This window comes from Mariniphaga sp., from assembly GCF_041687215.1.
In the GTDB taxonomy this organism is placed as follows: domain Bacteria; phylum Bacteroidota; class Bacteroidia; order Bacteroidales; family Prolixibacteraceae; genus Mariniphaga.
Genome location: NZ_JAWLCI010000001.1, coordinates 20,427 through 44,354, shown reverse-complemented (window position 1 = coordinate 44,354; position 23,928 = coordinate 20,427). Strand labels below are relative to the sequence as shown.

Here is a 23,928-nt window from a genome sequence, read left to right as displayed (position 1 = left end):
TAAGGTTTCGGTAGTAATCCGATTTTTGCTTGTCGCCCATCAATTCATACAAATCGTATAAATCGAAATAAGCCGAAAGCTGATACATATTATTGGGATAACGTTTCAGCAACTCTTCAAAAGCCTCGGCAGAACGCTGGTAATTAGAAAAGTCAGATTTATAAATTTTTCCGGCGTTATAAAGTGCATCCCTTATTTTGTCGTGCGAAATGGCCATTAGCGAGTCAGTAAGCGGGAGGTCCTGAGTGTAAAACTCTTTTTGAAGGGGATCTTCGACGCGAACTACAATTTGCGAGGAATCAATAGCTTCTGCCATTTCGTCCATCTCATCCATTGAAACTGTACTTTTATTCGATCGTCTCCAGTCGTCTTCCAGTTTTCGCTGCCCCCATCGCTGCTGAAAAGTTACCTGCCCGTAAGCTACGGTTTGCGGATTATAGAAGTACCAGCCTGCACCCTGCTGCCCGCTTCCCATTCCCATCCTGTAACGGTTGGAGCGGTAATATCCTTGTTCGCGTTGGCCCTGTAAGGCCAGGCTTTCCATATTCCGCTGTAGTTCCTGTTCTTCGCGCATCAACCGGGCAATTAGAGCTTCCCGTTCCGTTTCGGGCATAAGTGCAATGCGTTGTAAACTGTCTTCCCGTTCAACGGTAACAATATTATCCACCAGGTTCGACAAACTCCGGTATTGAATGGAAAGCTTGTTATAATTGGGATATGTTTCGTCAATAATAATCATGGCGCTGTCGTAATAAGCCTGTGCTTCACGATAGTTTTGATCTTCGAAATAAAGTTCGGCCAGTGTAATTGCCGACTGAGCCCTCTGGAACTGGTTATTGTAACTGCTGGCTACCGAACTCCGGTAATTATCAATGGCTACGCTGCGGTTTCCTTCCCTGAAGAAAATATTGCCCATTGCAAAATATATCTGGTCACGAAACTCCACATTTTTTTTGTCGCGCAGCATTTTTCGTAATTCCTTTTTGGTTTTTTCCGCATTACCTTCGCCTGAAAAAACTCCGGCAGCATTTATTTTTGCGTTGAAAGCCATCCGGTAATCAGGGTTCATGCGGGTTACCTTTTGGTAAGCCTGTGCAGCCTTCATGGGCTGATCGAGTTCTTCGAAGAGTTGAGCCTCAATGTATTGTAATCTGGCTTTTTGTTTTTTCCAGAATGTTTTACTCAGGGTAATATCAATAAATTTTATCGCCTCGGCAAATTCCTGTTGTTTTATGTAATAGTCGGCCGTTGCCACAGCCAGTTCTTGCTCCAGTTGTCGCGGGAAATCGTTATCATTTTGAACAGCCTGAATCACTTCCGAAGCTTCGGCAAATCGTTCCAGTTCAGAATAACTTCTGATTAACCAGATTTGCGCTTCGTGCCGGGCATCACCATCGGGATATTTCCTGAGAATGTAGGAAAGATTATCGATAGCAGCCATAAAGTTGTGCTGGTAAAAATAGGCTTTCCCCATTAACAGATAGCTGTCGTCAACCCAGGGGTTAAATTCTTCCTGGCTGGCAAATTCCTGATACCGGCGTGTACGGTTTCGTCTTCGTTTGGGTTTTTCGGTAATGGAATGCAGTTCAACAAGTTTTGAAGCTTTGATTACTGCATTGTCCATATCGGATTTGGCCAGGTTGGCTGCCGAAGGATCACTTTCTTTGTAGATAGGAAGTAACCGGGTAAAATCGTCTTCAATGCTGGTTTCTATACGCTCAACTCCGGCTTTAAAACTTTCATTTCCGTTAAAATATACATTGTATTGCGACGTAACATTATGGTACGCACGTGAAGCAAACGTGTTCTTTTCAGTAGAACACCTTTGATAAAGCGGCATAAGGAGCAGCAGACCTATGGTATGTAGAAAAAATCGCTTCAAATACAGTTTATAAGTGGCTTTAGGAATAAACTAAGATTTTGCCAGAATATTGTCAATTTTATCCCAATTTTATTCCATTGTGCAAAGGCACAAAAATAATAATTTTTACAGGCCTGATGCTGCAAACGGGAGTTATGTTCTGTTAAAGAAACCGAAGACTATTTTCTGGTTATTTTTACTTTTTTTGTTGGTGCGCGTTCTATGTTGCGCAAATGCACCTGATGGGCCACATTTTTAGCCACTTCAGCAAATGCAATTCCGGTAATGGAATCTGTATCTGTGGCAATTGGAACTCCTGAATCGCCCCCTTCGCGAATGCTTTGAACGATGGGAATTTGCCCCAGCAGTTTCAGCCCCAGTTTATCAGCAAGCCGCCTGCCTCCATCCTGCCCAAAAATGTAGTACCTGTTGTTGGGAAGTTCGGCAGGTGTAAACCAGGCCATATTTTCTATCAACCCTAAAACAGGTACATCAATAGATTTGCTTTGGAACATGCTTGTGCCCCGAATTACGTCGGCCAGGGCAACATCCTGCGGAGTGGTGACAATTACAGCCCCGGTTACCGGAAGCGTTTGAACCAGTGTAAGATGTATATCGCTGGTTCCGGGAGGAAGATCGATGAGCATATAATCGAGTTCGCCCCAGTTGGCGTCCATAATAAGTTGCTTTAGTGCATTGGAAGCCATTGGACCACGCCAGATAATTGCATTTTCGGTTTCCACAAAAAAACCAATGGACAGGAATTTTAAGCCATATTTTTCCACCGGGTTAATCATGTCGCGGCCATCAATTTTTTCACCGGTAGGGCGATCTTGTTCGGCTCCAAACATTTTGGGAATGGAAGGCCCGAAAATATCGGCATCAATCAAACCTACTTTTGCTCCGGCATTGGCAAGTGCCACAGCCAGGTTAACCGCAACGGTTGATTTTCCAACGCCACCTTTCCCCGAAGCTACTGCAATAATATTTTTAACGCCCGGCAAAACAGGGCGTTCCATGTTGTGTATAAACTTAACGGTAATGTTGTCTTCAATTTCAACCTGTTCGCCCAAATATTCTTTAATTGCTTTTTCACATGCCAAAACCAGCGACTCAATATTTTCGTCGTTGCTTTTCTGGAATACCAGCGAAAAGCTTACCCGCTGGCCGGCAATCCGGATTTCCTGAACCATGTCGAGTGAAACCACATCTTCATCACTGCCGGGATATTTTACATTTCGAAGAGCATCGGTAATATTTTTGGGAACAATTAATTTACGAGGTATATCATTCATGATAATTCATTTTTTTAGTGGACTACAAAATTAAAAAATATCTTTAGGTATTTTAAATTATTTAAAACGATATAATCTCTGTTCATTTGTAATAAATTGAGTCGCGAACATAAATTTGAAATTATTCTAACTTTGCTGACGAAAGGTTGAAATAACAATTTCAGAAGGAGTATTAAAATGGAAAACAATCAGTTTGTCAAATATTTTTCTGAAGAATCGCTTTGGAAAAAAATCAAAAACTACTCAAAATCGGCAGGAACCACTGTTGTTTACGGGGTTCTGCTTTTGTTTTATGTGATGAAAGACAAAGATGTTGCCATGAGAAAGAAACTTTCCATTGCGGCGGCTTTGGGCTATTTTATTCTACCAACCGATGCTATTTTCGATCTTACTCCGCTCATTGGGTATTCTGATGACTTGGGAGTTTTGTTGTTTGCGTTAACTCAGGTTTCTTCGAGCATTTCACCCGAAATAAAAGAAAAAGCACGCAGTAAACTGGCCGACTGGTTTGGCGAAATTAGCGATGAAGAGCTGCAGGAGCTGGAAAACAAGATTTTTTAAGATTCTGCTCCTTTTGTCAGCACAAATGATTTCACTTACCTTTGGAATCCAAAATCCAGACGAATGATAGATTTTACACTTTTACAATGGCTCCTGTTGTTTTGTTGTGCCATGTTAATTGGTATGTCGAAAGTTGGTGTGCCAGGTGTTTCATTGATTGTAGTTCCGGTTTTGGCTATCATTTTTGGCGGAAAAGCTTCAACCGGAATTTTACTGCCCATTTTAATGATGGCCGATTGGTTTGGCGTTGGTTACTATCACCGGCACGCACAGTGGAAATACCTGTGGAAATTGCTTCCATGGGCGTTTGTGGGAGTTGGAATTGCCCTTTGGGTGGGCGAGGTTGTAAATGACATTTGGTTTAAAAACATCATTGCTATTTTAGTGTTTGTTTGCATTGCCCTGATGCTGTTGAAAGACCGGCAGAAAGGCAGAAATTTTTTTCCGGATACCTGGTGGTTTGCAGCATCGATGGGAGTTTTAGGCGGTTTTGCCACCATGATTGGAAATGTTGCCGGGCCAATTTTTGCCATTTATTTGCTGGCCATGCATCTGCCTAAAAATAGTTTTATCGGAACCGGTGCCTGGTTTTTTCTCATCATCAATATCAGCAAATTTCCGTTGCACATTTTTGTGTGGAAAACTATAAACTGGCAAACCCTGAAACTTGATTTTATTTTACTGCCGGGTATTGCGCTGGGTGCATTTCTGGGCGTTTGGCTGGTGAAAAAAATTCCGGATAAAACCTACCGGGCTTTTGTAATTGTTGTAACTGCTTTATCAGCATTTTTACTGCTCATTTAACCAAACCCATAAATTTCATATAAAAGGGATTTTTTACTTTTGCATGAACAGAACAAGAGACTTAAAATCAATTAAAACGAATTTCCGAAAACATGGAGCCACTTATAAACTATTTTAAAGATATTGAAGTTCACCGAATTCTTGACGTTGGAACGGGCAGAGGCGGGTTTATTCATGTATTGAAAAAAACATTTCCTTATGCCAAAATTATCGGCGTCGATCCGCACCTGAAGTCACTTGAAGCAGCTTGGGAGAATTTTCCGGATGTATCTTTTATTGAAATGGAAGCAGAAAAACTGGACTTCGACGATAACTCGTTTGATGTAGTAAGTATTTCCATGGCACTGCACCATTTGCCCAAAATAAAAAAAGGATTGAAGGAAATTAAACGGGTGGTAAAGCCTGAAGGTTATATTATTATAAATGAAATCATTAGTGATAATCTGAATTCCGCACAGGAAGTGCATAAAATGTTTCACCATTTTCGCAGTCAAATTGACAGGTTGACAGGTAAATTTCACCGAAAAACCTTTACTAAAGATGCAATTATACAAATGCTTAAAGTTGCTGAACTTCCTGTTCAATTCTTTTTCGAGCAGCGAAAAAATGTGAATCTGGTGGAAAACGATGCTGATCTTGCAGAGAAAGTAAATAAAATGAAATTGCTGCTGGAAAAAATAAAGGGCCGGCCGGAATATGATACACTTCATCCTCAAATTGAAGAATTCAGAACTAAAGCATTAAAATACGGATTTCAACCGGCAACCAATCTGGTTATTGTAATTCGGAAAAAGATGAAAGCCTAACCTTTCAAAGCTTCTGCACCGCTTACAATTTCAAGAATTTCGTTGGTAATAGAAGCTTGGCGAACTTTATTGTATTGAAGTGTTAAATCTTTAAGCAGCTCGGTGGCATTGTCGGTAGCCTGGTGCATAGCTGTCATTCGGGCGCCATGTTCTGCAGCGTGTGAATCGAGCATGGCTTTGTAAAATTGTATTTTCAGACTCTTGGGAATCAGTTCTTTAATCATGTATTCTTTTGAGGGTTCAAAGATATAATCGTAAAACTGTTTCCCTTGTTCCTCAGTTTCTAGTTCAATTGGAAGAAATTGCTCGGTAGCATTTATTTGGGTGGCTGCATTTAGAAACTGGTTGTAAACCAGCTCCACTTTGTCGTACTTTCCATCTGCAAAACTCTTCATAATTTTTTCTGCAAGAAGATAAACATGGTCAAAATCAAGGGTTTCGAAAAGTTCATGATGGCTTTCCACCACATTCATTCCCCGGAGTTTCACTTGTTTTTCAGCCTGTTTACCAATGCACATAAAATCTACTTCGCCCAGTTGCAACTGGAGGCTGTATTTTTCATGAACCAGTTCAACCGATTTTTTGGCAATATTCATGTTAAATCCGCCACACAAGCCCCGGTTCGATGATACCAGCACAATTAAAATCTTTTCCGGCTCCCTTTGCTGCGTGTAAACCGATTCGTCTGCATCTTCGAGACTTGCACCAAGTGAAATAAGAATATGGTGCAATTTGTTCACGTAAGGACGAATTTGCAAAATGGCATCCTGTGCTTTTTTGAGCCTGGCTGCTGAAATCATCTTCATGGCGCTGGTAACCTGCCGGGTGGTTTTAACCGATGATATGCGTGTGCGTATTTCTTTTAACCCTGCCATCTTTTAACAATTCAACCTTTTTTTACATATCTGACAGCTACTTCAGCAGCTACATCTGTTAAAACTTTTTCAATTTTTTCAGTCATATTTCCTTCTTTTATGGAATCGAGTACATCGCGATGTTCCATTTCCATCAGCTCGAGGAAAGCATTTTCAAACTCCTTAACTTTTTCCACCGGAACCATCCTTAACAATTCATTTACCCCGCAGTAAATAATGGCTACCTGGTGTTCCACTTTCATGGGCGAATACTGATTTTGTTTCAGTATTTCCATGTTTTTCCGACCCTTGTCGAGTACGCGCATGGTGGCCGGATCGAGATCGGAACTAAACTTGGAAAAGGCTTCCAGTTCACGAAACTGTGCCTGGTCGAGTTTCAGTGTACCGGCAATTTTTTTCATTGATTTGATTTGCGCGTTACCACCCACACGCGAAACAGAGATACCCACATTAATTGCCGGTCTGAACCCGGAATTAAACAGGTTCGATTCCAGAAAAATCTGCCCGTCAGTGATTGAAATTACGTTGGTTGGAATATAAGCCGAGACGTCGCCGGCCTGGGTTTCAATAATTGGGAGCGCAGTAAGTGAACCTCCTCCTTTTACTTTATTTTTTAGTCCTTCGGGCAGGTCGTTCATTTGGGCTGCAATTTCGTCCGATTCAATGATTTTGGCTGCACGCTCCAACAATCTGGAGTGCAAATAAAAAACATCTCCGGGATAAGCCTCGCGGCCAGGTGGACGACGCAACAACAATGAAACTTCGCGGTAAGAAACAGCCTGTTTCGAAAGGTCGTCGAGCACAATCAGTGCATCCCGGCCTGTATCGCGGAAATATTCTCCGATAGACATTCCTGCATAAGGTGCATAAAACTGCAGTGCTGCCGGATCCGATGCAGTGGAGGACACGATAATGGTGTAGTCCATTGCTCCGTATTTCTGAAGTGTGGAGGCAATATTCGCCACAGTCGATCCTTTTTGTCCAACGGCAACATATATACAATAAACCGGTTTCCCTTTTTCAAAATTTTCACGCTGGTTAATAATGGTGTCAATGGCTACAGCAGTTTTCCCGGTTTGCCTGTCGCCAATAATCAGTTCACGCTGTCCGCGGCCAATGGGAATCATGGCATCAATAGCTTTTAGCCCTGTTTGGAGAGGTTGTTTAACCGGTTGACGGTAAATTACGCCTGGTGCTTTACGTTCCAGTGGAAATTCAATGAGTTCACCCGTAATGGGACCTTTCCCGTCTATTGGCTCGCCAATGGTATTAATTACCCTGCCAACCAGGTTTTCACCAACATTAATGGAGGCAATTCGCTGAAGGCGTTTTACTGTATCGCCTTCTTTTACTTCTTCCGAAAGGCCAAGTAAAACCGCACCCACATTATCCTCTTCCAGGTTCAGAATAATGCCTTTAATTCCGCTTTCAAATTCAATCATTTCATTCGATTCCACATTCGAAAGACCGTAAATACGGGCAATTCCATCGCCAACCTGCAAAACGGTACCAACCTCTTCCAGTTCGGCTTCCGATTTGAAGCCTTCCAGTTGCTGCTTCAGAATTTCAGATATTTCAGCCGGTTTAATGTTTATCATTTTTAATATTTTCTTTTTGAAATTTTTACAATTGTGCTTTCAGCATTTCCTGTTTCAATTTATTAAGCTGCGTTAAAATGCTGGCGTCGTATTGTTTATCATCAATGCGTAAAATCATACCACCAATAAGTTCGGAATTTACTTTTGCCGAGAGTTCAACTTTGGTTCCCAGCTCTTCTTCCAGTATTTTTTTTGCCTTTTGCAGCAATTTTTCATCTATAGCTTGTGCAGTGGTAATTACTGCTGTTTTTATATTTTTTTCTTTTCGAATAAGTGTTAAAACGTTTCTGCAAATTGAGGGGATAAAAACCTCCCGGTTGTTTTGTACAACCAGTTCGAGAAACTGCAGGGTAAGCGAACTTATTTTTTTTTGAAAAATGAGCTGGATAATGTGCACTTTTTTCGAAGTTTTTACCACAGGACTTTTCAGCAGAAGGATAAAATCTTCAGACTGGCTGGAAACACCTGAAATCAAATCCATGTCTTCTTTAAGCGAAACAAGCTGGTTTTTTTCTTTGGCCAGCGAAAAAATCGCTTTAGCATACCTTACTGTTATTGCGCTTTCGTCCATGCCCCTAATTCAGTTTTATTTCGTCCATTAGGTTGTTAACCATTTCCTGTTGCTGTTTGTTTCCGGCCATTTCTTTCCTGATAACTTTTTCAGCAATCATAAACGAAATTTCAGTCATTTGACGTTTCATTTCGTTAATGGCTTTGGCTTTTTCATTTTCAATTTGCTGCCGCGCATTTTCAAGGCTTTTTTGGGTTTCGAATGAAGCTTTTTCTTTGGCTTCTGCAATAATGCCATCTTTTAGTTTCATGGCTTCGCGCATGATGGCATCTTTTTCCTTTTTTGCTTCTGCCAAAAGCTGTTCGTTTCCGGCTTTCAGATTGGCCATTTCCTGTCGGGCTTTTTCTGCTGCATTCAATGCATTTTCAATGGATTCTTCACGCTCATACAAAGCATTCAGAATAGGCTTCCATGCGAATTTTTTCAACACAAATGCCACCACTCCAAATATGATGACCATCCAGAAAATTGTTCCTAAATTAGGAGTAACAAGTTCCATAATTTTTCATTTATATTTATGAATTTCCTGAGTTCTGTTTAAAGGCAGCTAATCTCTGGCAATCCCAAAGATTGCTGCCTGAAAACGGTTGCTACACAAACAAAATTAGTGCACAAACAATTACGGCGAAGAAGCAAACTCCTTCAATCAGTGCGGCAGAAACAATCATGTTGGAACGGATGTCTCCACTTGCTTCCGGTTGGCGGGCAATGGCTTCCATTGCGCTTGAACCAATGCGGCTGATTCCGTAAGCTGCGCCAATAGCGGTAAGCCCGGCTCCAAGAGCTGCGCCAAATTCGCTCAGGCTAACTGCACCTGCTGTGGCTTGTAGCAATACGCTTAAAATAGCTGATAACATAGCAATTAATTTTAAAAATGAATATTAATGATGGTCTGCTGTGGCCATTCCAAAATAAATAGCCGACAACAGGGTAAAAACATATGCTTGTATAAATGAGACTAATACATCGAGCAACATTATAAATACCGAAAACAGTATAGAAACCGGGCTCACTCCGTAACCGGCGGCAGGTCCCATTAAGTTGCTGAATATAAAAATTAAACTCAGGAAAACTGTTACAATGAGGTGGCCTGCAAGCATGTTGGCAAACAACCGCACCATTAAAACAAAAGGTTTAGTAATCATGCCGGTTACTTCCAGCAGTGGCATTAGCGGGATTGGAAGTTTTAACCAGATTGGAACATCCGGGTTAAAAATTTCTTTCCAGTAATGTTTGTTTCCGTTAATATTGGTAACAAAAAAGGTAAATAAGGCCAAAACCAATGTTACGGCAATATTTCCGGTTACATTGGCTCCAAACGGAAATATGGGTATCAATCCCAGTAAATTGTTCAGCAAAATAAAAAAGAAAAGAGTGAGGAGTGGGGCCATAAATTTTTTATAATTTTTTTCGCCAATGGAAGGTTTTGCAATTTCATCGCGAATGAAAACGATAACCGGTTCAATAAAGTTCTGAACGCCTGAAGGCGCTTTGCCCCTGCTATGTTTTGCAGCCCGCACTGCTGTAAATAAAAGGGAGAATAGCACAATTACTGAAACCAGGGCACCCGCAATGGCTTTCGTGATGGAAAAATCCAATGGTCTTCCAATTTCATGTCCTTGTTCGTCAAGTTCAACAATTTTTCCGTTAAATTCTTCGCTGTGTGAAATCCGAAAACCCTTATAATCATCATGCCCGTGGTGAAATTTTGACGACATAAAAACATGTAGCTTTTTGCCGCCATGCAATTCGGGGGATTTGCTGTATAAAATTACCGGGAGGGGAATACTGAAGTGTTTGTCGCCAAAAGAAGCAATATGCCAGTCGTAGGCATCCAAAACGTGTTCAATAACAAATTTTCCTGCATCAAATCCTTCTTCAGAATGGGAGCTATCGCCCGGGTGGCTTTGGTAGTCCCCGTTATTTTGAGCTGTCACCGGAGTTAACCAGAAGACAGTCATCATTAAGATCAGAAACAGCCCTTTGAAAATTGCCGGCATAGTTTTTATTTGTTTTACAAGCTGCACAAAAATAAAAGAATTTTCAACTCAGGTGAACTTATTTGTATTTAAATTCCAAATAGTAAAAGACAATCAGGTGTTTTGTTGATATATATCAATGTTTTAATTATCAGATGCTTATTTTTTAAAGTTTTTCGTAATTCGGGTTAACTCGGCCACTTCCAAAAAAGTAAAAACAAGGTAGAAAATGACCAGGCAGACTACAAAAACGGCTGCATTTTCGGGCCTTTTTGCAAGGTAAATAAACGCAAAAGCTGAGTATAGGACAAGCCTGAAAAAAGATACAAGTAAACTAATATTAGAAAAACGGGCCATGTTTTTTTTGGCCACCCGTAATTGAAAAATGAAAGTAACCAGTGTAATAATTAAAAATATTAACATCATCCAGGGTAAAACAGCTATATATTTACCAGGAACAAAAAAGGTGAAAATAATCCACCCAAATGCTAATAAAATTAAAGCCGCCGAAAATATTTTAATGATGAACTTATTTAATTCCCTGTTCATTTTTTTAAGAGATTTCGTATTGAATAAAAAACTGCCCCAATTACTGAAAGAATCATGAGTCCAAGGGTAAATCCTTTGAATTCGTTTGCCATCCATTGGTCAATTTTGTAGCCCAGGAATGTGCCAATTGCAATAATGCCCATCATTTCGAATGCCAGGCTGGAATAACGAATAAAAGAATCAAACTTTTTTTTGTTCTTTTGAAATTGGTTCTTTTGGAATTGGTTTTTCATATTGTTCTTTGGTATCTCCCATGGTGCAGGTTCCAGTGAAAAGCGAGCCTGGTTCAACGGATAATTTTCCTGCAATTACATCGCCAAAAATACGCGCAGAGGATTTCATGGTGAGCAATTCCGATACAGAGATTTTCCCTTTCAAATATCCTGAAACCTCAATGTTGTTGCAGTCAACTTCACCTTCAACCTTTCCCTTAGGACCAATTACCAGCCTTCCCTTTGCTTTGATATTTCCCCTTAGTTCACCGTCAATCCTTATGTCGCCATTAGCCGAAATGTCTCCTTTAATCAGGGTTCCTTCGCTAATAATGTTTATGGATTGATTGAGGTTGTCGCCATAGTTTGATGTTTGTTTTGCCATTTTAAATTTCATTTTATTATATGTTCATTGAAACCGGAAATTTATAATATTTTGTCAGGTTTACTAAAGACAATTTAATGCTCTTTAGTTTTCATTTATATTATCAGTAAAACCAGATTCAGGAAAATAAACCTCTCTTCCTGTTAAAAACCGGATGAAATTACAAATAATTCCTTGTACAACAATGCCTGCGGTTAATTTATCTGTTCAGAAGTGAAGAAGACCAATGGCATATTTTAAAATCGCTGGAAATCTTTATTGACTGTTATAAGCCCATTTCAGGTAAACGCTTCCCCAGGTAAAACCAGCGCCAAAGGCAGCCAGAATAATATTGTCACCTTTTTTTAACTTTTTTTCGTAATCCCACAGGCACAACGGAATGGTTGCTGCTGTTGTGTTGCCATATTTCTGGATGTTGATCATTACCTTGTCTTTGCTAACGCCCATCCTTCTGGCTGTGGCATCAATAATGCGCATATTGGCCTGGTGCGGAACCAGCCAGGAAACATCTTCAGATTTGAGTTGGTGGCGTTCCATAATTTCGGCAGCAACATCGGCCATCCCGGTTACAGCATATTTAAAAACTGTCTGACCTTCCTGGTAAACAAAGTGTTCTTCGTTTTCAACTGTTTGGCAGGAAGCCGGTCGCAATGAACCGCCTGCTTTCATGTGCAGGTGATGGCGCCCCAAACCGTCAACACGGTGAATGTAGTCCATTACACCAACTTCGTCTATGGTAGGTTCCAGCATAATAGCGGTTCCGGCATCGCCAAAAAGTGGGCAGGTTGTACGGTCTTTGTAATTGGTAATGGCCGACATTTTATCAGCGCCAACCACAATTACTTTGCGGTACCGGCCCGATTCAATAAATTGGGTTGCAGTTGCCAGGGCGAAAATAAATCCGGAGCAGGCAGCATTCAAATCGAAACTCCAGGCATTATGTATTTCGGCTTTATGTGCGATAATGTTTGCTGTGGCGGGAAATGGCATGTCTGGCGTAATGGTTGCACAAATGAGCAAATCCACCTCGTCCGGCGAAGTGTTGGTTTTTTTTAACAGTTCTTTTACTGCCTCAGCTCCCATAAAGCTGGTAGCTTTTCCTTCTTCTTTCAGAATACGGCGCTCTTTAATTCCAATTCGTTGCATAATCCATTCGTCTGAAGTATCAACCATGGTGCTAAGCTCCTCGTTTGTCAATCGGTATTCCGGCAAGTATGCACCCACACCGGTAATTGCTGCCCTTATTTTAGCCATTTGAATATAATTTTTGCTTTACAGGGCGCGAAGGTATAATGAATTTAAGACGAAAAGGTATTGAACTGGGGATAAAGGAACAGGATGTTAAATAAAACTTAAGTTTTTGTTGAACAATCAATTCTTAAGTTCGAAAAGTCCGGGTGATTAGTCAAAAAAAGCTGGCCATTTTTATTTGACCAGCTTTTTTTTAAACTGCAATTTCTTTTTCAATTACCTGTTTGCCTCTGTAGTATCCGCATTCAGGACAAATGTGATGGTATTTTACCGTTGCCCCGCAGTTTGAACAAGTAGCAAGTGTTGGAAGGGATGCTTTGTAATGTGTACGCCTTTTGTCCCTTCTTGTTTTCGAAATTCTGCTCTTTGGATGTGCCATGATATTTCAATTTTAATTATTATTCCAATTTTTTAAAGCCGCCCATCGCGGATCGACTATTTCTACTTTTTCTTCCTCTTTGTGTTCGTATTTTTTCAGTTCTTCAAGCATTTCCATGTTGCATCCGCTAACACCTTTTTTTTGGGGGTGCACATGCCTTATGGGAATGCTTAAAACAATGTATTCATAAATTAACTGGGCCAGGTTAATCCGGTGCTCTTCGGGCAAAACCCAAATAATTTCGTCGTCTTCATAATCATTTTCGCCGAACTTTACAAAAAGCTCGCTTTTGTGTTTAATCTTTTGCCGGTAGTTTTCGAGGCAACGGTCGCAGGTGAGTTCCACCCATCCGTTAAGTTTAAAGAAGAGTTTCAAAAATGAACTTCTTCTTTCAAGTTTCAACTTAACCTTGATGTTGCCAACGCTAACCAGTCCCTGTTCAAAATGTTCAAAGAACGTGTCCTGAACCTCAAATTCGAACTCGTGAAGGCCTTTTTTAAGACCTTTAAACTCTACATCGTATTTTGCTCTCCAGCCCATGGTTCGAAAAAAGTGTTGCAAAAGTATAAATTTTTTGGAAACAGGTGAAAGATAGTGAGAAAAATAGTGGATTTCACCCCAACAGACACTTCCGGAAATTGAAACAGAAAAATGGTTTCTGTTTATTTCAATCCTGAAGCTGCTTTGCTTTTTGCGTATTCAAATTTAATTCTCATTTCATCAAGTACGTTTTTATAATCCTTGTTGTCAGCAAGATTCACAAGTTCCTCCGGATCATTGTTGTGATCATACAATTCTTCATTTTCCTGTTCAATGTTTTCACCCCAGCGGGTATATCTCCAGCGGTCGGTACGAAGGGTAGCATCACGCCCCTGATATGAAACTGTATATGCGTAAGCATCCGTATTATCCGGGTTTGCCCCATTAAGGTAACCTGCCAGACTTTTCCCCTGCAAAATTTCCGGCTCTTTACCGGCGAAACCACACAATTCGGTGAGCGTGGGATACAAGTCGAGCAGCTCGGTAATGGTGGAGCACGAAGTTCCGTAATTACTTTCATAACCCGGTACTGAGATGATAAGAGGAACACGAACGCTTCCTTCCCACAGACTTATTTTCGACCAGCAGTCGTGTTCGCCCAGATTATAACCGTGGTCGGATAAAAAAATGACAATGGTTTCTTCCCTCAGGTTTAACCGGTCGAGTGCATGGAGCAGTCGTCCTACCTGTTGATCCATAAAGCGGACACTCGCCATGTATGCACTGATGGTCTGGCGTTTTTGAAGTTCATTCATTCCAAAAACTTTTCCGTTTTGCCGTCGTAATGCCTGTTCCGGAACATTTTCCCCAATTTTAAGCGGTGGCAAAACCACCTCATTTTCAGGGTAAGGAGCAAAACAATTTTCGGGTGCAATTAGTGGCACATGTGGCCTGACAAACCCTACAGCCAGGAAAAACGGAGAGTCTTTTTTAATACGCTGTTTGTTTGTCCCATCCTCCGGGATTTTTCCTGCCCGGTTTTCCAGAATGGCAATAGCCTGGGTTGCAGCCATGTAATCGGCCTGAGTTTCTTCCAGTTTGTCGGGGATGATCATCCGGGCAAAATTGGAACCGTAATGAGTATTTTTTGGAGATAGAAGCTCGAGTTTCCCTGGCCCAAGAGTTTCCGGAGCCATCACATTATAAGCGTAATCCCACGAGTCAGGTTCATCGCCACCGGGTTCACCGCGCTCAATACCGCCGGGAACGCCCATGTGATAAATTTTTGAAACCCGTGCTGTGAAGTAGCCGTTTTCGCGAAAAAAGCCGGCCATTGAAGGATGTTCAGCGAGTTCCGGTGTCTCTTTTTTGTAGCTTCCGGGCTGGTCGTTATTGTTTAAAACGCCATTGGTTTCAGGGTAAAGCCCGCTCATAAACGAAGCCCGCGAAGGCCCGCAAATCGGGTACTGGCAAAAGGTACGTGTAAATTGTACACCTTCATTGGCCAGCCGGTCGAGATGTGGCGTGTGTTTGTCAATATTCATGTAAGGTCCGATTCGGGTGTTCAGGTCGTCGGAAATAATGAGAAGTATGTTGGGTTTTTGGGCAATTGTTTCCGGTATTGCAAAAAAAAGACATATTATTACTGTTAAAAGAAAATTGCTTTTTTTATTGACTTGATTTTCCATGATAATAATAAGTTGCAGTCATTTATAAAAACTTTTTCCTGACAGAGAAAAAACTGAGATGTAAAAGTAACCAAAACTACTTTCCTTCAAATCATTTCTGCAATTTATCACGCTTTATCTGAATTTTGTTTATTTATTTTGTAACACTAAAATATATATTTATGTACGGCCAAATGAAACAAAATCTGCTCAAAACACTTGAAGAACTGAAAGAGCAGGGATTATACAAATCAGAACGAATTATTTCTTCATCACAGGATTCTGAAATCCGTGTATCTACAGGTGAAACGGTATTGAATTTTTGTGCCAACAATTACCTCGGACTGGCCAACCATCCCGAGGTGGTAAAAGCAGCCCAGGAAGTAATGAACTACTGGGGGTTTGGATTGTCGTCGGTGCGTTTTATCTGCGGAACACAGGAAATTCATAAAGAGCTGGAACAAAAAGTTTCGGAGTTTTTGGGTACCGAAGATACCATTTTATACTGTGCCTGTTTCGATGCCAACGGCGGGGTTTTTGAACCATTGTTGGGCGAAGATTCAGCTATCATTTCCGACGAATTGAACCATGCTTCCATTATTGATGGGGTTCGCCTTTGCAAAGCACAACGCTTTCGTTATAAGCACTCCAATATGAAAGATTTGGAAAAATGCCTGAAAGAAGCATCGGAAGCCAAATACCGGTTGATTGTTACTGACGGTGTTTTTTCCATGGACGGCGATATGGCCAAACTGCCCAAAATTGTGGAACTGGCTGATAAATACGATGCTCTGGTTATGGTTGACGATTCGCACGCAACTGGTTACATCGGAAAAAACGGACGCGGCACGGCAGAGCATTTCGGGTTACTGGGAAAAATTGACATCATAACTACAACTTTTGGCAAAGCTCTGGGTGGTGGCAACGGAGGTTGCACTTCGGGCCGAAAAGAAATTATTGAAATGCTTAGGCAGCGGTCACGTCCATACTTGTTTTCGAATACACTGGCGCCGGCAACTGTTGGGGCTACCATGAAAGTTTTGGAAATGCTTACTGAATCGAACAAACTGCAATCCAAAACCATGAAGAATGCCAAGTATTTCAGAGACAAAATGAAAAAAGCCGGTTTCGACCTGGTAAAAGGAAATACGGCCATTGTTCCTGTTATGATTTACGACGAACCACTGGCCATAAAGTTTGCTGACGAATTGCTAAAAGAAGGAGTGTATGTGATTGGTTTCTGCTTTCCGGTGGTTCCACGAGGAAAAGCACGCATTCGTGTTCAACTATCGGCTGCCCATAACACAGAAGAAATTGACCAGGCCATAGAAGCCTTCATAAAAGTAGGGAAGGAGTTGAATATTATTTAATTCCGCGGATGGAAAGCAGTGAAATCCCTTTTTGGTTTTTCTGCTTTCCGTTTAAACGATTTACCTGGCATTTCTAATGGTAACCATTTCAATGTCGCTTTTTACCTTTTCTACCATTTTTTCAAATTTCTTTGGCTTTTGTGCTCTCATCTCAAGCGTAAAACTGGCGTTGTTGCTGCTTGCTTCAAATTTTCCAATTTCAACAACCTTAACATCTCCATCGTAAAAAAGATTGTAAACCGGTGTGATGTTTTTATTTTCCAGTCGTTTTATTTTGGAATAGTTGAATGTGAAAAAACCTTCCGGTTCACGCAAAAAATATTGTTTTTTGTCGCTGTGGTAACCTACCTGCAGTTCACAATCAATATTATCGCGCCCGCGCATCAGTTTGCCTGATTGTTGCGGAAGAGTAACCTCAATACGGTAAACTCCGCTTGTGAGGTGCGAAAAAGTGACTTTCCCGTTATCGCCTGTTTGCATAAAAGCAGCCGGTTGATTGTTTCCTTCCTGCCTGATATAAACCTCAGCTCCCGGTACAGGTTCACCCGGCGTAAAAAGAAATCCAATAATTGCAAAAACGCTTAAAATTGTAGAAAGTAGTATCGTTTTCATGATGATGATTTTTTATTTATTCAAATATCAGCTATTTTTTTCAGAAATAACCTTATTTTTTTCTGCTCAGTTAAAATTAAATTACAGAATTCAACAGGTTAAAAAGTCGAAATAAGAGCCATTTCTGCATCTTGTTCGTATTTTTTTACCTGTTTTTGAAATTTCTTTTCTGAAAGTGCTGATAATTTGATTGCTAACTTTCCATAATTACCATTAACTTCCATTTTGCAAATTGCAATTCGGGCATTTGATTCAGTGCCTTCTGTTTCGTGCATAGGTGTAATGTTTGATTCGGCCAGTTTTTCAACATCAGTAAATTTCACCAAAAAATTTCCTAATGGATTTTGAAAAAGCAGGATCATTTTTTTGCTGTGGTAACCAACCAAAAAATTGGCTGCTGCACTTTCTGACTTGTCCTGCAGGCTGTCTTTTTGTTTGGGAATCTCCAAAAAGATTTTGTAAACCCCTTTGTCAAGATGAGAAAAAGTTGCTCCACCTGCATCCCCGGTTTGCTGAAAAGCAATAAGTTTTTTGCCTGGTTCAGTTTCGAGGTAAATTTGGGCTCCCGAAACAGGACTTCCCGGATTTGACTTGAATAATCCGAATAAAGCAATTCCTGATGTATTTTTTATTATTTTCATTTTTATTGTTTTTAATTGTTTCATTATAGTTAAAATTTTTGATTTTTCAAAATCGCAGGTTAACTAATTCCTTAATTTTCAGAAATAATCGGTATATTTTTTTTGTATTCTTCCTCCATTTGGCAGATTATTCATTTGAGGATTTTCCTCTATCTTTGCCTTAAATTTTTCAGGATGAAGGAAAAGCTTTACGGAAAGACACTTACAGAGTTGCAACTGGTGGCAAAAGAACTTGGTTTGCCCAAATTTACCGCCAGGCAAATGGCCGACTGGTTGTATAAAAAAGAGATTTCGACCATTGAGGAGATGACCAACCTTTCTAAAAACGCCAGAGAACAACTTACTGAAAAGTATGAAATTGGATTAGTGGCTCCCACTCGGATACAGAAAAGTAAAGATGGAACCAAAAAATATTTGTTCCCTACCACCGGCCACAAATTTGTTGAAACGGCCATGATACCCGAACGCGACCGCATTACGGTTTGTGTAAGTTCGCAGGTAGGCTGCAAAATGGGTTGCCTGTTTTGTTTTACGGCCAAACAAGGTTTTCAGGGGCAGCTCACTGCCGGCGAAATTGTAAATCAGGTAAAAAGCATTGAAGAAGCCGGTGAGGTTACCAACATCGTTTACATGGGTATGGGCGAACCGTTCGACAATCTGGATGAAGTGCTGAAAAGCCTTGAAATATTTACTGCTGACTGGGGTTTTGCCATGAGTCCGCGGCGGATTACGGTTTCCACCATCGGCATCATTCCGGGGATGCTCACCTTTCTCGAAAAAAGCGAAGCACACTTAGCTGTAAGTTTGCACACACCATTTAACGACGAACGCCAGAAACTGATGCCGGTGCAGGTGGCATATCCGGTTGACGAGGTGGTGAATGAAATTAAAGGCTGGGATTTTGGCCGGCAGCGGCGTGTGTCGTTCGAGTATATTTTGTTTGAAGGACTGAATGATTCGCCTCGTCATGTAAAGGAGCTGGCCCGGCTGCTCAGCGGATTGAAATGCCGCATCAACCTTATCCGGTTTCACCCGGTGCCTGGAACGCCATTGAAAAGTCCGGGCGAAGACACCATTCAGCGGTTTAAGGAACAACTCAACCAAAAGGGAATTTTAACTACAATCCGTGCTTCGCGTGGCCAGGATATTTACGCAGCTTGTGGGTTGCTTTCTACTAAAGAGTTGAGCGGTGCTTAGGTCAGCATCAGCTTTTCCACATAAATATCCTGAAAATCCGAATTTGCTTCCAGATTGATGTGCGAAGTTTTTTCCAGAATTTTTTGAATGGATGAATCATTTTCGAACAAAAACATTTTGGCGCCAATGAGCGCTGTGTTTCCCATTTTTATGATTTTTTCTTCTGGAGTTTCAATTAATCCGGTTTGAATAACATGTCGCAGGTTTAGGAAATTCCCGAAACCGCCGGCAATAAAAACGTTTTCAACTTCATTGAAGGTGATTTTAAACGTATTCAGAAGTATTTGTAATCCGGCTGCAATGGCGGCTTTGGCCAGTTGAAACTCTCGAATGTCTTTTTGGGTCAGAAAAACACCGGACGCCAATTTTATTTTGTCTTCACCTGAGTTGATTTCACCAAACATCCCGATTTTTTCCTGCTGAAGCAATACGGCCATGGCATCAATAAGACCGCTGCCACAAAGTCCTTTTGGCGGCACATTGCCAATTACATGGCATTTCATTTTCCCGGATTCAACCTGAACGGATGAAATGGCGCCCGTAACCGCCCGCATTCCCTGACTGATTTTTGCTCCCTCGAACGCCGGCCCTGCTGCCGTTGAAGCACAGATTATTTTTTCTCGGTTGCCCAGTACAATTTCACCGTTGGTGCCCAAATCAATTAGAATGGAAAAGTTTTCCTTTTCAGCCATATTGGTGGCGGCAATTCCGGCCAAAATATCGCTGCCCACAAAACTGCCAATGGAGGGGTAAAAACGATTTGTTGTTTCGCGGGGCAACTTCCATTTTAGTTGTTCTCCTGAAAAATGCTGCATACCAAGGTCTGGCGATTCAAAAGGGTAAAACGAAAGCGACTGCACATTCAACCCCGAAAAAATATGGTGCATGACTGTGTTGCCCACCAGAACCACTTTTGAAATTTCCACCTGATGTTTTTCCAGTAGGGACTGAATCATTTCCCCGGTTTTTTTGCGTATCAGCATTTGCATTTCATCCTGTTTTCCATCAAGGCAACTTTGGATGCGCGAAATAAGGTCGCCACCAAATTTTACCTGTGGGTTTAAAGCCGTAGCCGCATCCAGCACATGGCCTGTTTTTAAATTGAGCAACTGGGCCACCAGGGTAGTGGTTCCAACATCCACCGCAATACCAAAGCCTTCGCCCGGCGAAAAACTGAATGTAGAATTGTCGGCCAGAATGATCTCTTCAAACTGTGAAATTTCTATAGTAAAGTCGGATTCTGCCTTGCAAAAACAAGCCAGGCGCCAATCTTTCCCCAAATTCAGTTTTTTCAGTTTTTTCTGCTGAACAGCATCTGCCTGCAATTTGCCTTGTAAAAGTTTCACCTTGCAGCGTCCGCAGGTTCCTTTACCGCCACAAGGAAACTCCACACCGTATTCATGCAGCACATCAATTAACGGCGTGCCCTGGTTAACCGAGATTCTTTTTCCAAGGGGCTGAAGTGAAATTTGTACTTTTTTTAACATGAATGGCCCAAATGGTAAAATATTAATTTGGCAAGTCAACTTCCCAAATTTAGCTAAATTCGGCAAGTCATCTTCCTTAATTTTTATTTTTTCCAATTTCTTCCCTGAATTTCTTCTTATTAAACGCTGAATTAGATTTTTTAACAACCGGTTTGTTGCCTGGTCTGCAAACTATTTTTAATTTGGCTGCGGTTTTTAGAACAGTCATTTACAACGCGCAACATGAAAATGGAGGCAAAAATTATAATACTTTTTATATTTCTGGCTTTTTTTTCCTGCAGCAAACCAACGGTTGAAAAACCGGAAGTTTTACTTCAGGAAGAAAAAATAATTGATATGCTGGTGGACATTCATTTGGCCGAAGCCACCTTTAATTCACGCCGGCATCGCGATTCGCTGGTGATGAAAAGCAGCTCGGCTGACTTCTACTACTCTATTCTCGATAAACATCAGGTGGCTGATTCTGTTTTTGAACAATCGTTTGTTTTTTATGCCAGCCAGCCGCGAAAATTTGAAAAAATGTACCGGCAGGCAATGAATAAACTGAACGAGATGGAACAGGAATATTCAGGCCGAACTACTGAACCACAGGAACTTGAACTTCAGCGTAACCGGTAGTGAGAAAAATTTCGGCAACCTGGATATTCCCCGGCAATCAGCCTCCTTTAAAAAATGGCATTTTAATTTGTGAAGATGATGGTACAGTCGTTGATTTGATTGATACCGGTGGCCATCTTCGTGAACAGGCCGGACTGGAACAATACAGCGGAATTCTGGTACCCGGATTTGTAAATGCACACTGTCATCTGGAACTTTCGCATTTGGAGGGAAAAATTTCTGAAAAAACAGGTCTTGGCGAATTTCTGGGCGCCATCAACAAATTTCGGAATTCGGAAGCCGAAGATCAGGAAGAAGCTATGAAACACGCTAATTTTCAAATGTGGAATTCAGGAATAGTAGCTGTTGGCGATGTTTCCAACTCGTATTCCTCGCTCGAAACCAAGCGTACCAGTAAAATGCATTACCACACGTTTGTTGAGGCATTTGGATTTCACCCGTCGCGGGCGGAAAAGGCTTTTGCGTTTGCTGAGTTTGTGGAAGCAATGTTCAGGGAAGTGGGTTTACCGGCATCGGTTACTCCGCATTCCCCGTATTCCGTTTCTGAATTGCTTTTTCGGAAAATCAGGAAAAAAGCGCTGGCCGAAAACACCATTTTGACTGTTCATAACCAGGAAAGCCAGGCTGAAATAGAATTTTTCCTGAAAGGAACCGGGCCTGTTTTTCAACATTTAAGTCAAACCCTTGCGCTTGATATTTCGCACTGGGAACCCACAGGGAAAAGTTCGCTGGAATTTACCTTGTCGTTTATTCCGAGGGAAAATCCGTTACTACTGGTGCATAATACATTTACTTCATCGGAAGATATTGAGATATTAAAACAGCAACGCAATTTGGAGAATACTTTCCTGGTGCTTTGTCCCAATGCCAATCTTTACATCGAAGACCGCCTTCCTCCGGTATTACTTTTTCAGAATGAAAAAATGAATATTTGTTTGGGAACCGACAGTCTGGCATCGAACCAAACGCTTTCGATTTTGAACGAAATGATTACACTTCAGAAATTTTTTCCTAAGATTTCTTTGTATGATTTGGTAGAGTGGGGATGTTGGAATGGCGCACAGGCATTGGGATTAACAGACTTATTTGGAAGTTTGAAACCAGGGAAAAAGCCGGGTGTAAATCTTATTACCGGAGTTGATTTGAAGGGGCTGAAACTCACTGAGAAAAGCAAGGTAAAAAAGTTAATGTAAAAGCCCCGGACTTGTAAAAAACCCAGGGCTTTTGTTTCAAATTTTCTCTTTTCCTTTTCAATTACCAGCCTCCGCGGTTTCCTCGACCATAGCGGCAACCGCCAAAATTTCCCTGTCCGCGCGGGCCTCCTTGTCGGTAGGCAAATCTAAGGCTACGGTTAAATCCGGCATCCTGCAACACCTCGTATTTTTTCTGTTGGTCTTCCGAAAGCAGACTTTGCACTTCGTTGCGGTGGGCCTTTACTTTTTTCAGCATTTCCCCGCGGATTTCATTTTTTTCAATAGGGTCAAAAGTTGAGCGCATTTTTACCCGTAGTTCAGCCATTGAATCAAAATGCAAAGTTCTTAATTCTTCGATTTTAGCCTGCTGATCCTCGGTTAAATCCAGCAGAATATTCATGCGGGCACCAAGGTCGGAATTGCGCAACGGGCGGTTGTTATTTCCCCGTCCCTGTGCAAAAAGAGTGGTGGTTCCCAGCAGGAGAGCGATTAAAGCAAATGCAAATTTTCCGGTTTTCATGATTTTTGAATTTTAAAGTTTCTAAAATATTACTATCTGTTATTTCTGAATCGTCCGCCGCGTTGGGGCAGCCTAACATCTTCATTTCTTTGTAAAACCGAAATGAATATTTCATTTAGTTTTTCTTTTTGTTCGTCGTTACATTCCTCTTTCATTCCCAGATAATAGGTGATGGTTTCATTTTTAATCTGTGCGTGCAAATCACCAATTTCCCGTGCAATTTTACTCAGTTTTTTTCGGTCGGGATTTTTCCTGCCCATCTCAGTCACCATTTCAATACGTAAACTTTCAAGCCGGTGTTTGATTTGCCATGCAGAGCGGTTATAATTACGGTTTAGCTCCCTGAAAACATCCATCTGCTCAGGTTGCAGGTTCAGTTGTTCCCTGAAAAACCGGGCGCGCTGCTGTGCCGGAAGTTCAATGGCTTGCTGCTCTGTTTTTTCCGCAAGTTTTTTGTCCTGCTGCTTGTGGTACAGAAAGGAAAAACCCATGGAGAGGTTGGTGGCTATCAGAATGATAATCACCCAAACAAGCAAGCGGTATTTATTTTCTATTGCCATATTTTACTCCATTAAAAAGGTTTCAAGGGGCTCTGTTTCCATTTCGTTTAAAAAAGGAACAAGTTCAGTTTCGGCAAAAATGTTTTGGTTTTTTTCAGAAGTTGCCGGCTGCCCGATTTTTATTCCGGTATAAATTCCTGCCAGCAAAAGCAATGAAAAGAACGCGGGCTGCAACACTTTTTCCCAAACCGGAAAACCCACCCGCTGTTTTACTTTAACTTCCTCATTCTCCATCCGGGCTTTCAAACGGGTATAGAAAAACGGATTCACTTCGGGCGATTTTTCAATCTGAATAATTCCCAGTGTTTTCTGCATGTCTTCGGCAAAAGCGGCACACGATTCACATTCAGCAAGATGCGCTTTCATTTCATTTGCTTCATTTTCGGGCAAATCACCCTCAAGGAAGAAAATCAGTTTTTTATGTAGCGTTTTGCATTTCATCACATTTTTTATTTAT

The 23,928-nt window shown here is 41.2% G+C and carries 27 protein-coding genes and 1 pseudogene; 8 read left to right on the top strand and 20 right to left on the bottom strand.

Annotation, left to right across the window (positions count from 1 at the left end):
- Positions 1-103: 103 nt before the first annotated feature.
- Positions 104-1,474 (bottom strand): annotated as a pseudogene (locus tag ACESMA_RS00250) (tetratricopeptide repeat protein); the annotation flags it as partial.
- A gap of 566 nt (positions 1,475-2,040) precedes the next feature.
- Positions 2,041-3,156 (bottom strand): P-loop NTPase, encoded by a 1,116-nt coding sequence (locus tag ACESMA_RS00245; protein WP_372946729.1) that lies wholly within the window; start codon positions 3,154-3,156, stop codon positions 2,041-2,043.
- A gap of 177 nt (positions 3,157-3,333) precedes the next feature.
- Between ACESMA_RS00245 and ACESMA_RS00240 the strand changes: the two genes are divergently transcribed.
- From ACESMA_RS00240 to ACESMA_RS00230, 3 genes are all read left to right on the top strand, one after another.
- Positions 3,334-3,717 carry a YkvA family protein gene (locus ACESMA_RS00240; protein ID WP_372946728.1) on the top strand — a complete coding sequence of 128 codons (384 nt, stop codon included), beginning with the start codon at positions 3,334-3,336 and terminating at the stop codon, positions 3,715-3,717.
- A 63-nt stretch (positions 3,718-3,780) separates the two neighbouring features.
- Positions 3,781-4,521, top strand: coding sequence for a sulfite exporter TauE/SafE family protein (locus tag ACESMA_RS00235; protein WP_372946727.1), 741 nt, complete (start codon positions 3,781-3,783; stop codon positions 4,519-4,521).
- A gap of 92 nt (positions 4,522-4,613) precedes the next feature.
- Positions 4,614-5,327 (top strand): class I SAM-dependent methyltransferase, encoded by a 714-nt coding sequence (locus ACESMA_RS00230; protein ID WP_372946726.1) that lies wholly within the window; start codon positions 4,614-4,616, stop codon positions 5,325-5,327.
- On the opposite strand, the gene atpG is transcribed toward ACESMA_RS00230, so the two are convergent.
- From atpG to atpB, 6 genes are all read right to left on the bottom strand, one after another.
- Complete coding sequence (gene atpG, locus ACESMA_RS00225) at positions 5,324-6,202, bottom strand: ATP synthase F1 subunit gamma (RefSeq protein ID WP_372946725.1); 879 nt, start codon at positions 6,200-6,202, stop codon at positions 5,324-5,326. The genes ACESMA_RS00230 and atpG overlap by 4 nt on opposite strands.
- An 11-nt stretch (positions 6,203-6,213) precedes the next feature.
- Positions 6,214-7,800: a F0F1 ATP synthase subunit alpha gene (atpA, locus tag ACESMA_RS00220; RefSeq protein WP_372946724.1), complete on the bottom strand. Its 1,587-nt coding sequence runs from the start codon at positions 7,798-7,800 to the stop codon at positions 6,214-6,216.
- Positions 7,801-7,825: 25 nt separating this feature from the next.
- Positions 7,826-8,371 (bottom strand): ATP synthase F1 subunit delta, encoded by a 546-nt coding sequence (gene atpH / locus ACESMA_RS00215; protein ID WP_372946723.1) that lies wholly within the window; start codon positions 8,369-8,371, stop codon positions 7,826-7,828.
- Between the two features lie 4 nt (positions 8,372-8,375).
- Positions 8,376-8,870: a F0F1 ATP synthase subunit B gene (atpF, locus tag ACESMA_RS00210; protein WP_372946722.1), complete on the bottom strand. Its 495-nt coding sequence runs from the start codon at positions 8,868-8,870 to the stop codon at positions 8,376-8,378.
- Between the two features lie 91 nt (positions 8,871-8,961).
- Complete coding sequence (gene atpE / locus ACESMA_RS00205; protein WP_372946721.1) at positions 8,962-9,228, bottom strand: ATP synthase F0 subunit C; 267 nt, start codon at positions 9,226-9,228, stop codon at positions 8,962-8,964.
- Between the two features lie 24 nt (positions 9,229-9,252).
- The gene (gene atpB, locus ACESMA_RS00200; protein WP_372946720.1) at positions 9,253-10,371 is read right to left on the bottom strand and encodes a F0F1 ATP synthase subunit A; all 1,119 of its coding nucleotides are present in this window, start codon (positions 10,369-10,371) and stop codon (positions 9,253-9,255) included.
- Between the two features lie 364 nt (positions 10,372-10,735).
- On the opposite strand from atpB, the gene ACESMA_RS00195 reads away from it, so the two are divergent.
- Complete coding sequence (locus tag ACESMA_RS00195) at positions 10,736-10,957, top strand: hypothetical protein (protein WP_372946927.1); 222 nt, start codon at positions 10,736-10,738, stop codon at positions 10,955-10,957.
- Here the strand turns inward: ACESMA_RS00195 and ACESMA_RS00190 are convergent.
- The 6 genes from ACESMA_RS00190 to ACESMA_RS00165 all read right to left on the bottom strand — a co-directional run bounded on the left by ACESMA_RS00190 (position 10,896) and on the right by ACESMA_RS00165 (position 15,294).
- Positions 10,896-11,042, bottom strand: coding sequence for an AtpZ/AtpI family protein (locus tag ACESMA_RS00190; protein ID WP_372946925.1), 147 nt, complete (start codon positions 11,040-11,042; stop codon positions 10,896-10,898). The two genes, ACESMA_RS00195 and ACESMA_RS00190, sit on opposite strands and share 62 nt — an antisense overlap.
- Positions 11,043-11,079: 37 nt before the next feature.
- Positions 11,080-11,496 carry a polymer-forming cytoskeletal protein gene (locus ACESMA_RS00185; RefSeq protein WP_372946719.1) on the bottom strand — a complete coding sequence of 139 codons (417 nt, stop codon included), beginning with the start codon at positions 11,494-11,496 and terminating at the stop codon, positions 11,080-11,082.
- Between the two features lie 255 nt (positions 11,497-11,751).
- Entirely contained in the window at positions 11,752-12,750 is a 999-nt protein-coding gene (locus ACESMA_RS00180) for a beta-ketoacyl-ACP synthase III (RefSeq protein WP_372946718.1), read from the bottom strand.
- Positions 12,751-12,940: 190 nt separating this feature from the next.
- Positions 12,941-13,126 (bottom strand): 50S ribosomal protein L32, encoded by a 186-nt coding sequence (gene rpmF, locus ACESMA_RS00175; protein WP_372946717.1) that lies wholly within the window; start codon positions 13,124-13,126, stop codon positions 12,941-12,943.
- A gap of 12 nt (positions 13,127-13,138) precedes the next feature.
- A complete protein-coding gene (locus ACESMA_RS00170) occupies positions 13,139-13,687 on the bottom strand; it encodes a YceD family protein (RefSeq protein WP_372946716.1) in 549 nt (182 codons plus the stop codon).
- 101 nt (positions 13,688-13,788) lie between these two features.
- On the bottom strand, positions 13,789-15,294 hold the full coding sequence (locus ACESMA_RS00165; RefSeq protein WP_372946715.1) for a sulfatase: 1,506 nt from the start codon (positions 15,292-15,294) through the stop codon (positions 13,789-13,791).
- Between the two features lie 161 nt (positions 15,295-15,455).
- Between ACESMA_RS00165 and ACESMA_RS00160 the strand changes: the two genes are divergently transcribed.
- On the top strand, positions 15,456-16,643 hold the full coding sequence (locus tag ACESMA_RS00160) for a glycine C-acetyltransferase (protein ID WP_372946714.1): 1,188 nt from the start codon (positions 15,456-15,458) through the stop codon (positions 16,641-16,643).
- A gap of 60 nt (positions 16,644-16,703) precedes the next feature.
- Here ACESMA_RS00160 and ACESMA_RS00155 read toward each other — a convergent pair whose 3' ends face one another.
- Entirely contained in the window at positions 16,704-17,255 is a 552-nt protein-coding gene (locus tag ACESMA_RS00155) for a carboxypeptidase-like regulatory domain-containing protein (RefSeq protein WP_372946713.1), read from the bottom strand.
- A gap of 98 nt (positions 17,256-17,353) precedes the next feature.
- The gene (locus ACESMA_RS00150) at positions 17,354-17,896 is read right to left on the bottom strand and encodes a hypothetical protein (protein ID WP_372946712.1); all 543 of its coding nucleotides are present in this window, start codon (positions 17,894-17,896) and stop codon (positions 17,354-17,356) included.
- A gap of 174 nt (positions 17,897-18,070) precedes the next feature.
- On the opposite strand from ACESMA_RS00150, the gene rlmN reads away from it, so the two are divergent.
- Positions 18,071-19,093 (top strand): 23S rRNA (adenine(2503)-C(2))-methyltransferase RlmN, encoded by a 1,023-nt coding sequence (rlmN, locus tag ACESMA_RS00145; protein ID WP_372946711.1) that lies wholly within the window; start codon positions 18,071-18,073, stop codon positions 19,091-19,093.
- Here the strand turns inward: rlmN and ACESMA_RS00140 are convergent.
- Positions 19,090-20,580, bottom strand: coding sequence for an ASKHA domain-containing protein (locus tag ACESMA_RS00140; protein ID WP_372946710.1), 1,491 nt, complete (start codon positions 20,578-20,580; stop codon positions 19,090-19,092). The two genes, rlmN and ACESMA_RS00140, sit on opposite strands and share 4 nt — an antisense overlap.
- Before the next feature lie 228 nt (positions 20,581-20,808).
- On the opposite strand from ACESMA_RS00140, the gene ACESMA_RS00135 reads away from it, so the two are divergent.
- Entirely contained in the window at positions 20,809-21,198 is a 390-nt protein-coding gene (locus ACESMA_RS00135; RefSeq protein ID WP_372946709.1) for a DUF4296 domain-containing protein, read from the top strand.
- Positions 21,198-22,391 carry an amidohydrolase family protein gene (locus ACESMA_RS00130; RefSeq protein ID WP_372946708.1) on the top strand — a complete coding sequence of 398 codons (1,194 nt, stop codon included), beginning with the start codon at positions 21,198-21,200 and terminating at the stop codon, positions 22,389-22,391. The genes ACESMA_RS00135 and ACESMA_RS00130 overlap by 1 nt, the downstream gene beginning before the upstream one ends.
- A gap of 61 nt (positions 22,392-22,452) precedes the next feature.
- Here the strand turns inward: ACESMA_RS00130 and ACESMA_RS00125 are convergent, their stop codons facing one another.
- The 3 genes from ACESMA_RS00125 to ACESMA_RS00115 are packed head-to-tail and all read right to left on the bottom strand — an operon-like array spanning position 22,453 to position 23,912.
- Positions 22,453-22,911 (bottom strand): Spy/CpxP family protein refolding chaperone, encoded by a 459-nt coding sequence (locus ACESMA_RS00125; RefSeq protein ID WP_372946707.1) that lies wholly within the window; start codon positions 22,909-22,911, stop codon positions 22,453-22,455.
- Positions 22,912-22,943: 32 nt separating this feature from the next.
- Complete coding sequence (locus ACESMA_RS00120; RefSeq protein WP_372946706.1) at positions 22,944-23,471, bottom strand: Spy/CpxP family protein refolding chaperone; 528 nt, start codon at positions 23,469-23,471, stop codon at positions 22,944-22,946.
- Positions 23,472-23,474: 3 nt separating this feature from the next.
- A complete protein-coding gene (locus ACESMA_RS00115) occupies positions 23,475-23,912 on the bottom strand; it encodes an anti-sigma factor family protein (protein ID WP_372946705.1) in 438 nt (145 codons plus the stop codon).
- Between the last annotated feature and the right edge of the window lie 16 nt (positions 23,913-23,928).